This window comes from Burkholderia sp. BCC1644, assembly GCF_902833225.1.
In the GTDB taxonomy this organism is placed as follows: Bacteria; Pseudomonadota; Gammaproteobacteria; order Burkholderiales; family Burkholderiaceae; genus Burkholderia.
The window spans coordinates 99,138-111,501 of sequence record NZ_CADFEI010000012.1 but is presented as its reverse complement, the minus strand read 5'-3'; the positions used below and the strand labels follow the sequence as shown (position 1 = coordinate 111,501).

12 protein-coding genes are annotated in these 12,364 nt (G+C 70.6%); 5 read left to right on the top strand and 7 right to left on the bottom strand.

Annotation, left to right across the window (positions count from 1 at the left end):
- Positions 1 to 341: 341 nt before the first annotated feature.
- The 7 genes from HWX87_RS23785 to HWX87_RS23755 form a co-directional block, all read right to left on the bottom strand.
- The gene (locus HWX87_RS23785; protein ID WP_176049571.1) at positions 342 to 986 is read right to left on the bottom strand and encodes an alpha/beta hydrolase; all 645 of its coding nucleotides are present in this window, start codon (positions 984 to 986) and stop codon (positions 342 to 344) included.
- 13 nt (positions 987 to 999) lie between these two features.
- Positions 1,000 to 1,317 carry a ferredoxin gene (locus HWX87_RS23780; protein ID WP_006485233.1) on the bottom strand — a complete coding sequence of 106 codons (318 nt, stop codon included), beginning with the start codon at positions 1,315 to 1,317 and terminating at the stop codon, positions 1,000 to 1,002.
- Positions 1,318 to 1,623: 306 nt separating this feature from the next.
- Positions 1,624 to 2,775: a VanZ family protein gene (locus HWX87_RS23775; protein ID WP_176049570.1), complete on the bottom strand. Its 1,152-nt coding sequence runs from the start codon at positions 2,773 to 2,775 to the stop codon at positions 1,624 to 1,626.
- A gap of 19 nt (positions 2,776 to 2,794) precedes the next feature.
- Entirely contained in the window at positions 2,795 to 3,418 is a 624-nt protein-coding gene (locus HWX87_RS23770; RefSeq protein WP_176049569.1) for an ABC-type transport auxiliary lipoprotein family protein, read from the bottom strand.
- A gap of 83 nt (positions 3,419 to 3,501) precedes the next feature.
- On the bottom strand, positions 3,502 to 4,431 hold the full coding sequence (locus tag HWX87_RS23765) for an MlaD family protein (RefSeq protein ID WP_176049568.1): 930 nt from the start codon (positions 4,429 to 4,431) through the stop codon (positions 3,502 to 3,504).
- 18 nt (positions 4,432 to 4,449) lie between these two features.
- Positions 4,450 to 5,364 carry an ABC transporter ATP-binding protein gene (locus tag HWX87_RS23760; protein WP_176049567.1) on the bottom strand — a complete coding sequence of 305 codons (915 nt, stop codon included), beginning with the start codon at positions 5,362 to 5,364 and terminating at the stop codon, positions 4,450 to 4,452.
- The gene (locus HWX87_RS23755; protein ID WP_176049566.1) at positions 5,361 to 6,485 is read right to left on the bottom strand and encodes an ABC transporter permease; all 1,125 of its coding nucleotides are present in this window, start codon (positions 6,483 to 6,485) and stop codon (positions 5,361 to 5,363) included. Before HWX87_RS23755 ends, HWX87_RS23760 begins: the two co-directional genes overlap by 4 nt.
- Positions 6,486 to 6,799: 314 nt before the next feature.
- Here HWX87_RS23755 and HWX87_RS23750 point away from each other — a divergent pair, with 314 nt between their 5' ends.
- The 5 genes from HWX87_RS23750 to HWX87_RS23730 all read left to right on the top strand — a co-directional run bounded on the left by HWX87_RS23750 (position 6,800) and on the right by HWX87_RS23730 (position 12,195).
- Positions 6,800 to 8,869, top strand: coding sequence for a bifunctional 2',3'-cyclic-nucleotide 2'-phosphodiesterase/3'-nucleotidase (locus HWX87_RS23750; RefSeq protein ID WP_176049565.1), 2,070 nt, complete (start codon positions 6,800 to 6,802; stop codon positions 8,867 to 8,869).
- Positions 8,870 to 8,877: 8 nt separating this feature from the next.
- A complete protein-coding gene (locus HWX87_RS23745) occupies positions 8,878 to 9,723 on the top strand; it encodes a tetratricopeptide repeat protein (protein WP_176049564.1) in 846 nt (281 codons plus the stop codon).
- Between the two features lie 143 nt (positions 9,724 to 9,866).
- The gene (locus tag HWX87_RS23740; RefSeq protein WP_176049563.1) at positions 9,867 to 10,409 is read left to right on the top strand and encodes a hypothetical protein; all 543 of its coding nucleotides are present in this window, start codon (positions 9,867 to 9,869) and stop codon (positions 10,407 to 10,409) included.
- Between the two features lie 83 nt (positions 10,410 to 10,492).
- Positions 10,493 to 11,413 (top strand): biotin--[acetyl-CoA-carboxylase] ligase, encoded by a 921-nt coding sequence (locus tag HWX87_RS23735; protein WP_176049562.1) that lies wholly within the window; start codon positions 10,493 to 10,495, stop codon positions 11,411 to 11,413.
- Complete coding sequence (locus tag HWX87_RS23730) at positions 11,410 to 12,195, top strand: type III pantothenate kinase (RefSeq protein ID WP_176049561.1); 786 nt, start codon at positions 11,410 to 11,412, stop codon at positions 12,193 to 12,195. The genes HWX87_RS23735 and HWX87_RS23730 overlap by 4 nt, the downstream gene beginning before the upstream one ends.
- Positions 12,196 to 12,364 lie beyond the last annotated feature (169 nt).

The window sequence follows — 12,364 nt, the reverse complement described above, 5'->3', positions numbered from 1 at the left end:
GAAACGAGCGCCGCATGGGCCCAGCCGGGCCGCGGGCGACGCGGAATGCGGCCATTATACGTGGCCGCGCAGGGCGTTTTCGCGAACCTGGCGCCGGACGGCCGCACACCGGCTTCGGGAGCATGGCGCGCGCACGCTGCGGGCAGGCGCGCTCGAAGCCGCGCGAAAGGCGCGTGCAGGCGGTGTGCAAGTGGGGTTGCGCCGTCGCGCGGCAGGCGCCGCGCCGCGTGGTGCGGCGCGATGTCGCGCGAGGGTTCGGGAAAGGTCGCGCATCCGGCCCGGGTGCCGGTGCGCGGGACGGGCCGCCGGCGCTTACGCAGGCGCCCGCATGCCGACGCCGGTTAGCGCCATGCGTCGACGATGATGCGCTTCAGCACGTGCAGCTTGCGATGGAGGAAATGCTCGGCGCCGGGGATTACGACGACCGGCAGCTCCTGCGGCCGTGCCCAGTCGTACACCGACGCGATCGGCACCGTGTCGTCGGTTTCGCCGTGGATCACGAGCGTGTTCTCGGGCACGTCGGCCACCTGCCAGCGGCTCGCGGCCGTGCCGACGAACACCATCCGCTCGATCGACTCGCCCGCGTCGCGCAGCCGCTTCGCGACGTGCGACAGCACGAAGGTGCCGAACGAGAAGCCCGCGAGCACGAGCGGCAGGTCCGCATAAGCGGGCTGCGCGCGCATGTGCGCGAGCACCGCAACGAGATCGTCGGCTTCGCCGGTGCCGTTGTCGTGCACGCCTTCGGTTGCACCGACGCCGCGGAAGTTCGACCGGTAGACGACGTAGTTCAGTTGCACGAGCGTGCGCGCGAGCGTCTGCGCGACCTTGTTGTCCATCGTGCCGCCGAACAGCGGATGCGGATGCGCGACCAGCGCGATGCCGCGCGGGGCGGCGCCGCTTTCGCGCATGGCGTCCGGCAGGTCGACCGCGATTTCGATCTGCCCGACCGGGCCCGCGATCAGCGATTTCTGCGTATGTACGTTCATTCGGCCGGCCCGCTCAGATCTTCAGGCGGTCGACGACCTTGCCGTCGCGCAGGTGCGATTCGACGATCTCGTCGATGTCGGCCTGGTCGACGTACGTGTACCACGTGCCTTCCGGATACACGACCATCACGGGCCCTTCCTCGCAGCGGTCGAGGCAGCCGGCCTTGTTGATGCGAACCTTGCCGGGCCCCGCGAGGCCGAGTTCCTTCACGCGCTTTTTCGCGTATTCCTGCATGGTCTGCGCGTCGCATTGCGCGCAGCTCGGGCGTTCGGCGCCCGGGTCGCGCTGGTTCAGGCAGAAGAAGACGTGGTGCTGGTAGTAGGAATCCATGATGGTGGCGAGCGGCCCGGCGCGAGGCCGTGCGGAAAGAGGAGCGATTGCCGTTGCGCGGGGCGACGGGCGTGTAGTGTTCGGTGCTAGGCGGCGCTTAGGTGCCAGCGGACTCGTGCTCGTGGCACGGCGCAAACCGCAGCGATGCCTGGTGGCATCGCGAGGATTTGCAACGCGACCACGGGTGCGAAGGCGCCGCACGTAAGTGCCGATCGGTGCCGGACACCGCATTCATGCCGAAGATTATAGCGACCGGCGCGCACGGCTGCCCGCGATACGGCCGCCCTGCGCTGCGCTGAATCCGCGTCAGCGGCGCAGTGCAGCCGGCAGCCACGCGTGCTCGACGCGCTGGCCGAGCCAGATCAGCGCCGCATAGGGCCAGATCCACGCGAGCCAGCGCGCGATGCTGTTGAAGTGCACGTAGCGTCCCTGCCGCCAGCCCGACAGCGTGAAGTCGAAGAACGGATTGACCGGCAGCAGGTTCACGAGCGCCACACCGGCCAGCAGTGCGAGCGCCGCGAGCGTCGCGCGCCACGTCTGCGGCACGCGCAGCGCAACGAGCGCCGCGGCGAAGCCGAGCTCGATGCCGAGCCGCGCGCCGGGCGTCGCCCACACGACGACGAGGCCGGTGGCCGACTGCATGAACGTCGCGGCAGCCTTCAGCACCAGCGCGGCGGTCACCAGCGCGATCAGCAGCCGGATGCGCGGCGCGCGCGGCCGCATCGCGAGCGACGCGATCGCCAGCGCGGCGAACAGCATCAGCCCGCCGAGCGTGGCCTCCCACGCGGAATCGGACAACCAGCCGTCGACCCGCTCGGGCCATTCGCTCACGCGCCAGGCAGCCGGCAGCCACGCGAGCAGCGTGTCCTGCATCGACGCGTCGGCGCGCTCCCACAGCGCGGCCGGCCAGTCGCCGATGCCGAACAGGAACGGCGACGGAAACAGGATCGCGAACGGCCACAGCGCGGCCAGCAGCAGCGGCGTCGCGCCGTCGGCCTCGAACCACGCGAAACGCAGCCGGCGCAGCGCGCCGCGGTCGAGCAGCGCGCCCGTGGCCGGCGCGACGAGCGCCGCGCCCAGCAGCGCGCCGAGCGCGTTGGCGCCAAGATCGAGATTCGACGCGACACGCGTCGGCAGGTAGGTCTGCAGCGCTTCCATCGAGCCCGACAGCAGCACGCCGAGCCCGCCCGCGATCAGCGTCGCGGCCACGCCCCGCCAGCGCGGGTGCAGTGCAAGCACGCCGAGCGCGCCGAACGGCAGATAGCCGAGCACGTTCGTGACCACGTCGAATGCGGTCACGTAGCGCTGCATCGGCGCGAACAGGTAGTCGAACGGCCCGATGCCGAGCGACACCCAGCCTTCGAACGGATACAGCGACGCGTAGACGATGAGCGCCGCGTAAGCGGCGAAGGCCTGCCGCGCGAGCGGCGATGCGCGATGCGTGCCGGCCGCGTTCATCGCGGCTGCGCGGCGTGCGTCACGGGGTGCCCGCGTATGCCTGCATGCCGACCCATGCCGCGATCTGCGACACGAGCTCGTCGCTCGCGGTCGCGAGCGCGCGTGCGCCGCCGGCCGCGTCCGGCGTGCTCGACGGGGCGCGCGCGACGAACGTGCGCTGGCCGAGCACCTTGCCGTCGAGCGTCAGCGTCGCACGCGCGGTAACCGCGCCGTGGCTCTGCGACTGCCCGTCGAACACCTGCTCGAATTCGTTCAGGTCGACCTTGAGGGTCGGCGCGCGCACGCCGTCGGACCCTTCGAGCACCGCGCCGCGCGACGACAGCGCGCCGCGCAGCCGCTGCGTCAGCAGTTGCGCGGGCGGCGCGGTCCAGCGGCTGTCGCGATAGACGGCCACGTGCTGCACGTCCGCGTACGCGAGGCGGTACGCGAACTTGTCCGAGTCGAGCGCGTCGGGCGCGGCGACGTCGAGCACCTTCAGCGCGGGGCCCGAACCGGCCGTCACGACCGATGCGGCCGGCCCGAGGTCGTAGCGGACATTCGACAGCACCGCGCTGTTGCCGGCGCAGCCGGCCGCCAGCGCGAGCGTCAGCACGGCGAGCGCGGCCGCGGCGGGACGCAGCGCGCGGTCAAGGATTCGTGGCATGGCGTGTTCCTGCATGATGTTTCCGGTTTCGATGGGCGTCATGACCCGGCCGTTTCCGGCCGGACGATCGATGGGTTTGCGCTTCACTTCCCGGCCGTCGCACCGGGCCAGACGAAGCCCGCTTCGCCGGGCCCCGGCGCCGCGCCGGGCGAACCGAACAACAGACTGCGCGGGTTGCGGCCGAGTTCACCGGCCACGTCCTTCAATTGTCGCGACGCGTCGCCGACGCTGCCGGCCAGCGTATTGAAGCGCGGCAGCGTGTCGTACTGCACGCGCGCGTTCAGGTCGTTCAGCGCGACGCCGACCTGCTCGGCGGCCGTGCCGGCCTTGTTCAGGTTCGACACGAGCGGCCCGTTCGGCTGCAGCAGCGTGTTCGCCGACGCCATCGCGCGGTTCACCTCGTGCATCGTTTCCGGCAGCGCGGTGACTGCCGGGCCGAGCTGCTTCGTCAGCGTCGTCGCGCCGTCGGCCGCGTGCTGCAGGCTCTCGGCCGTCGCACGCAACTGCTCGCGCATCTCGGGCGACATCAGCGCATTCGCGCTCTTGGCCGCCAGTTCGAGCTGCCGCAGCAGCACGTCGCCGCGCTCCTGGATCTGGTCGAACAGGCTCGGCCGCATCGGGATCTGCGCAATCGACTTCGACGACGACGGCAGCGGCGCCAGGTCGCGCCCCGTATCCTCGAGCTGCACGAACGCGATACCCGTCACGCCCTGGAAGCCGAGGCTGCCGTAGGTCGACTGCGTGATCGGCGCGTCGTGATCGACGAGGATCCGGATCCGGATCTGGCCCGGATGCGTGCGATCGAAGCCGATCGACTGCACCTTGCCGACATCGAGGCCGCGAAAGCGCACGGCCGCGTCCGGGAACAGCCCCGTCACGTTGGTGCGCGCGAGCAGGTCGTACGGCACGCGCACGGTGCGGTCGACGTTGAACCAGAACACGGTGCCCGCGATCGCGAGCGTCAGCGCGATCGTGAACAGGCCGGCCCAGAACGCATGTGATTTGTTTTCCATTCGCGGATTCCTTCGTTCCTACAGCTCGACGCTCGACAGCGCCGGTTCGAGGGCCGCCTTCGGCAGCTTCGCGCGCCGTTCGGGCGGCAGCGCCTGCAACGCGCGGCGCCCGCGCAGCCCCAGGAAATATTCGTGGATGAAAGGGTGGTCGACGTTCGCGGCCTCCTCGACCGGCGCCGCGACCAGCACCTTGCGGTCGGCCAGCACCGCGACACGCGTCGACAGCGCGACCATCGTGTCGAGGTCGTGCGTCACCATCACGACGGTCAGCCCGAGCGTGCGGTGCAGCGTCGCGATCAGCTCGACGAATTCGTCCGACGCCTGCGGGTCGAGCCCGGCCGTCGGCTCGTCGAGGAACAGCAGCTCGGGCTCGAGCGCGATCGCGCGCGCGATGCCGACCCGCTTCACCATCCCGCCCGACAGCGCGGCCGGCATCTTCGACGCGTGCTTGCACGGCAGGCCGACCATCTCGAGCTTCAGCATCACGATGTCGTGCAGCAGGTCCGGCGGCACGCGGCCAAGCTCGCGCAGCGGCTGCGCGACGTTGTCGAACACCGTCATCGACGAGAACAGCGCACCCTGCTGGAACAGCATCCCCGAGCGCGTGCGCATCATCCGCGCGCTCGCGTCGTCGATCGTCGCGGTATCCTCGCCGAACACCTTGATCGTGCCCGACGTCGGCCGCTCGAGGCCGAGGATCTGCCGCACGAGCGTGGTCTTGCCGGAGCCCGAGCCGCCGACGATCGCCACGATCTCGCCGCGCCGCACGTCGAAGTCGAGCTTCTGGTGAATGATGTTGCGCCCGTAGCGCTTGGTCAGGTTGCGCACCTCGATCACGAGATCGCCGGCATCGGCCTCCCCGGCCGGCTGCGTGCCGACCGAACCGGCGCCGGCGGCCGCCGCATGCGCGGACGTTTCGTTCGATGCGTTCATCCGAGCCCCACGTTCTGGAACAGGATCGCGAACACCGCGTCGGCGAGGATCACGACCGTGATCGACGACACGACCGACGTCGTCGTGCCTTCGCCGAGGCTCTGCGAGTTCGCCTTGATCCGGAAGCCGAAATGGCACGCGACCAGCGCGATCAGCATGCCGAACACGACGCCCTTGCCGACGCCGATGTACAGGTTCGCGATCGGCACGACGCCCGGCAGCGAGCGCACGAAATAATTGACGTCGATCCCGAGCACGAGCTTCGCGGCAAGGGCGCCGCCCGTCAGCGCGATGATGTTGGTCCACATCACGAGCAGCGGCATGGCAACGCCGAGCGCGAGCACGCGCGGCAGGATCAGCCGCAGCCCGTGCGGGATGCCCATCACGCGCATCGCGTCGAGCTCCTCGGTCACGCGCATCACGCCGATCTGCGCGGTGATCGCCGAGCCCGAGCGGCCCGCGACGAGGATCGCCGACAGCACCGGGCCGAGCTCGCGGATCACCGACAACCCGAGGATGTTCACGATGTAGCGGTTCGCGCCGAACATCTGCAACTGCTGCGCGGACAGGTAGCTGAGCACGATGCCGATCAGGAACGCGACGAGCGCGGTGATCGGCAGCGCCTGCGCGCCGGCGCTGTAGATGTTCGCCGAGGTTTCCTTCCACGGCATCGTCTTCGGGCGGCGCAGCACCGACAGCGCATCGAGGATCACGAGACCGAACATCGCGATGCCGCCCTGCAGGTGCTCGCCGAACGCGAAGATCGCCTGGCCGAGCCGCGTGACGGGATCGAAGCGCACGACGCGTTCCGGCGCCTCGCGCTCGCTGTCGAGCCGTTCGATGCGCTCGAAGATCGTGCGCTGCGTGGCGCTCAGCTCGACGCCGGCCGGCAGCTTGCGGCCCCACACGCGCCACAGCGCCTGGCCGCCGACGTGGTCGAGCCGCTCGATGCCGGACAGATCCCAATCGCTCACGCGCCCGGTGGCGATGCTCGCGACGCGGCGCGCCACGGCGCCGCGATTGCGCGCAAGCGCGAGCGCGGTCCACTGGCCGTACAGGCGCACCGTCTGGCCCTGACCGCCGGCGTCGACCGACAGGCCGGGAGGAGTCTCGAAGTCCAAGGGCAGGTTGTTTGCAAAAGGATGACAGCGGCCATTGTAGCGAACCGCCCGAAGCCGCGACGTGAGGATTTTCGTCGGGGCACGCAGCCCGGGGCGCAGCCCGGGGCGTGCAGCCGGGGGCGCCCGGCACGGGGCGCGCAGCCAGGGCGCCGGGGCCGCGCCGGCAGGACGTTGCCTGCTTCGCGACCTTTCATTCTTCCGTCACGTTTCCTTTCGATACTCTCACGCGCCGCACATCAGGCCGTCGGCGCCCCGCGCCGCCATTCGCTGCATCCCTCGCGATTCATAAAACAGAACACCGAACAGGACAACCGATGCGTTTCCCCCCGCTTTCCCGCCGGCACGTACCGGCCGCCGCCGCGCTCGCCGGCCTCGCCTTCACGCTCGCCGGCTGTGGCGGCGACGACGTCACCGCCACGCCGCCGTCGCAGCCGCAGGCCCAGGCGCCCGTCGGCACGACGGCCACGCTCGCGCTGCTCGAGACGACCGACCTGCACACCAACGTGCTGTCGTATGACTATTTCAAGCTCGCCGCCGACAATTCGCTCGGTTTCGAGCGCGTGTCGACGCTGATCGCCCAGGCGCGCAAGCAGTACCCGAACACGCTGCTGCTCGACAACGGCGACACGATCCAGGGCACCGCGCTGTCGGACTACCAGGCGCTCGTGAAGCCGGTCGGCTGCGACCAGACGCTCGCGATCTACAAGGTGATGAACGCCGCGAAATTCGACGGCGGCGGGATCGGCAACCACGAATTCAACTACGGGCTGCCGTACCTGTCGCAGGTGACCGGCAACACGTTCGAGATCGACGGCCTGCCGGCGCCGGCCCAGCAGAAGAAGTGCGCGGGCCCGAACTTCCCGCAGGTGCTCGCGAACGTGATCAGCGCGAAGACCAACGCGCCGCTGTTCACGCCGTACACGATCCTGACCCGCACCGTGACGGCCACGACGCCGGACGGCAAGACGGTCAGCGCGCCCGTGAAGATCGGCATCATCGGTTTCACGCCGCCCGCGATCATGAACTGGGACAAGCGCTGGCTCGACGGCAAGGTCTACACGACCGGCCTGAAGGAAGCGGCCGAGAAGTACATTCCGGAAATGCGCGCGAAGGGCGCCGATCTCGTCGTCGCGATCTCGCACGGCGGCCTCGACAATTCCGCGTACTCGCCGACGATGGAAAACGGCAGCTGGTGGCTGTCGAAGGTGACGGGCATCGACGCGATGCTGATCGGCCACTCGCACCAGGTGTTCCCGGACGCGAACAGCACCGTGTCGCAGTTCAACCTGCCGGGCGTCGACAAGGTCAAGGGCACCGTCAACGGCGTGCCGACCGTGATGGCCAACTACTGGGGCAAGCACCTCGGCGTGATCAAGCTCGGCCTGAAGTTCGACGGCAAGACGTGGAGCGTCGACAAGTCGCAGACGACCGTCGAGGCGCGCTCGACCCAGAACGCCGACAAGAGCTACGTCGCGGCCGATCCGTCGGTCTCCGCCGCGATCGCCGCCGAGCACCAGGCGACGATCGACTACGTGAAGACGCCGATCGGCTCGACCGACTACCGGATGAACTCGTACTTCGCGGATGTCGGCGATCCGGGCGCGATCCAGATCGTCAACGAAGCGCAGGCCGACTACGTGAAGACCTACGTGCAGGCGAACCTGCCGCAGTACGCGTCGCTGCCGGTGCTGTCGGTCAGCGCGCCGTTCAAGAGCGGCTTCGGCGGCGGCACCGACTATACGGACGTCGCGCCGGGCGCGCTCGCGATCAACAACGCGGCCGACCTGTACCTGTATCCGAACACCGTGTACGCGGTGAAGGTGAGCGGCGCCGACGTGAAGAACTGGCTCGAGACGGCCGCGAAGCGCTTCAACCGGATCGACCCGACCAAGGCGACCGTGCAGCCGCTCGTCAGCACCTTCCCCGGCTACAACTTCGACATGTTCACGTCGGCCGATCTCGCGTATGAAATCGACGTCACGCAGCCGCTCGGCAGCCGCATCAAGAACCTGACGTACAAGGGCGCGCCGATCGATCCGAACGCGCAGTTCATCGTCGCGACCAACAACTACCGCGCGAGCGGCGGCGGCAACTTCCCGGGCCTCGACGGCAGCAAGACGATCTTCGCGTCGCCCGATGCGAACCGCGACGTGCTGATCTCGTTCATCAAGAAACGCGGCGCGATCACGCGCGCGGCGGACGGCGCGCAGCGCAGCTGGCGCTTCACGAAGCTCGCGAGCTCGGTCGCGCACGTGCAGTTCGCGTCCGCGCAGAACCGTCTGGGCGACGCAGCGGCGGCCGGCCTGACCGGCATCACGCAGGTCGCGGCCGACGACGGCTCGGGCAAGAACCTCGCCACCTACGAGATCGACCTCACGCAATGAGACACGCGATGCAACCGATCCGGACGATGCGGCCGGCCGAACCCGGCCTCGCCGCCGCCGCGCGGCGCGTGCTGCGCGCGAAACTCCCGCCGGCCGCGCTGCTCGCGGCGGCGGCCGTGACCGTCGCGGCCGTGGTCGCCGCGACCGGCCTGCGCGGCACCGGCCCCGCGCCGAGCGCCGCGCAGCTCGACGAGTGGCAGGCGATGGTCACGCAGGCCACCGAGCCGCACGCGCTCGCGCAGTTGCGCACGCTCGCGCGCCGCGGCTCGGGCGCCGCGCAGGCGGCGCTCGGCATCGCGCTCGTCGACGCGCACGAACCGGGGCTGCGCGACGAAGGGCGCGGCTGGCTGGAAACGGCCGCAACGGCCGACAGCAAGGCCGACGCGCCGGCCGCACGGCGCGCGCAGCTCGCGCTCGGCAAGGCGATGCTGCTCGGCAGCGGCGACATCCCGAAGGATTACGTGCGCGCCCGCGCGCTGCTCGGCGAAGCGGCCGGGCAAGGCGACCCGGCCGCCGCGTATTACCTCGGGCTGATCTATCGCAGCGGCTACGGCATCGCCGCCGATCCGGTGCAGGCCGCGCACTGGTTCGAGGTCGCGTCGCAAGCCGACATCCCGGCCGCGGACTTCATGCTCGCCAATGCGTACCGCGACGGCAGCGGCGTGCCGCGCGACGACGCGCGTGCGCTGGCGCTGTATCGCCGGGCGGCCGGGCGCGAGTTGCCGGAAGCCGTGCAGACGCTCGCGATGGCCTATCGCAACGGCGAGCTCGGGCTCAAGCCCGACGCGGACGAGTTCCACGCGCAGTGGATCGAGACCGCGCATGCGCTGAAGCACCCGGTCGTCGCGCCGTGACGGCAGGTCTGCCGGGACACGCCTGACCCGACGCCCCGCGCATCGATCGTCCGGAACCGGAATCGGTCGCGGGGCGCCAGCCAATATGCGCGCCGCCATGCCTTAACATGCAGCCTCACAAAAAAACCTGAGAGAACTGCATCATGTCCGATCGCCTGTCGCGGCTTCGCGCCGCCCTCGGCCTGGCCGTCATTTCCATCGCGGCCGCCCCGCTCGCGGCACTCGCCGCACCGCCCGCCCACTACGACATCTTCAACGCCGCGCTCTGCAAGCCGCCGTTCACGTCGGACCTGATGGACTCGATCTACAACACCGCGAAGGCGGCCGATCCGAAGCCGGACGAGTCGATGCTCGGCGCCGCCGTCTATCGGCTGCCGGAGCCGATCCGCCGCGACGGCTTCACGACCCGGCACGTCGTGTTCGTCAGTACCGGCATCGGCGTGCTCGTCGACGGCGAAGTCGCCAGCCGGCTCGCCGAGCGCTACCAGCTCACGCCCGAGAAGGGTCACCTGCTGGGCGCATCGTCCGTCGGCTATTCGCGCCGGCTGAGCGTCCGCGGCCCGGGCGGCGCACTGATCCTCGTGTCGGCCCGCCAGGGCCCGGCGCTGGAGGGCAAGACGCTGCTCGCCTGCGAAATGACGACAGAAGAAGACATCAAGGCGCTGGAGCGGATGGAACAGCACTGAGCCGCGCGGCGGCGCGCGCCGCGCAGCAGGTCGCGCGCGGCGTCCGGCGCCCGCCAGCGCCCCCTGTCGCTACAATAGCCACCATGAACGCCCCCACCTCCTCCGACACGCCCGAATCCGGCGACGCGCACATCGCGCGCAACCGGCTCGAGGCCCATCTGGACGCCGCGCCGCGCGCGTGGCCGCTCGACATCGTCGCCGCCACCGGCTCGACCAACGCCGACGTCGCGACGCGGCTCAAGGCGCTGCCTCGCAATGCAAAGGCATTGCCCGCGCCGCTCGTGCGCGTCGCGTTCGAGCAGACGGCCGGCCGCGGCCGGCAGGGCCGCCCATGGTTCGCGCAACCCGGCAATGCGCTGCTGTGCTCGGTCGGTTGCATCGTGCCGCGCCCCGTCGACGCGCTTGGCGGCCTCAGCATCGCGATCGGCGTCGCGCTCGCCGAAGGGCTGGCCGCGCTGCCGCTCGACGCCCGCTCGCGCGTCGCGCTCAAATGGCCGAACGACCTGCTGCTGACGGCCACCGACGACGGCGCGCCGCGCATCGTCGGCAAGCTCGCCGGGATCCTGATCGAAACCGTCTGGACCACCGCCGACGCCACCGCCGTCGTGATCGGCTTCGGCATCAACGTGCGCGGCGCGGACGCGATCGCCGAGCAGGTCGATGCGCTGCGTGCGCGCGAAGCGACACTCGCGAGCGGGCTGCCGCCGGCCGCGCTGTCGATCGCGTGCGCGTCGGCCAACCTCACCGATACGCTCGCCGCGTCGCTGAACGCACTCACGCCCGCGCTCGCGCAGTTCGGCACCGACGGCCTCGCGCCGTTCCTGCCGCGCTGGCACGCGCTGCACGCGTACGCCGGCCGCGAAGTCGTGCTGCTCGAACAGGGCGTCGAACGCGCGCGCGGCATCGCGACGGGCATCGATGCGACCGGGCAGCTGCTGCTCGACACGCCGAACGGCGTGCAGACGATCGCGGCCGGCGACGTGTCGCTGCGCGAAGCGCAATGAGCGAGCCGCACCTGCTGATCGACGCCGGCAACAGCCGGATCAAGTGGGCGCTCGCCGACGCGCAGCGCACGCTCGTCGACACGGGCGCGTTCGGCCACACGCGCGACGGCGGCGCCGATCCCGACTGGTCGCATCTGCCACAGCCGCGCGGCGCCTGGATCTCGAACGTCGCGGGCGCCGACGTCGCCGCGCGGATCGACGCGCTGCTCGATGCACGCTGGCCGGGGCTGCCACGTATCACAATCCGCTCGCGGCCCACGCAATGCGGCGTGACGAACGGCTATACGACGCCCGAACAGCTCGGCAGCGACCGTTGGGCCGGCCTGATCGGCGCACATGCGGCATTTCCGGGCGAGCATCTGCTGATCGCGACGTTCGGCACCGCGACGACGCTCGAGGCGCTGCGCGCGGACGGCCGCTTCACGGGCGGGCTGATCGCGCCCGGCTGGGCACTGATGATGCGCGCACTCGGCACGCACACCGCGCAGTTGCCGACGCTGACGACCGACATCGCGAGCGGCCTGCTCGCGGGCGCGCAGGCCGAGCCGTTCCAGGTCGATACGCCACGCTCGCTGTCGGCCGGCTGCCTGTATGCGCAGGCCGGGCTGATCGAACGCGCCTGGCGCGACCTTGCCGAAGCGTGGCAGGCGCCCGTGCGGCTCGTGCTGGCCGGCGGCGCGGCGGACGACGTCGCACGCGCGCTGACTGTCCCGCATACGCGGCACGATGCACTGATCCTGTCCGGGCTCGCGTTGATCGCGGCCGAAGCCGTACAGGACTGACGGAACAGGCGCCGGCATCGCGCCGGTGCGTGGCGACGCGGGTCCGGACGGACATGCGGCACGCCGACGAAGCGGGATGCGCGGGGCGGCTGCAACCGCCCGCACAATCGACCGGCGGAAGCCATGAAAAAGCCGGCCACGCGGCCGGCTCGACTGAATGACGTGAACG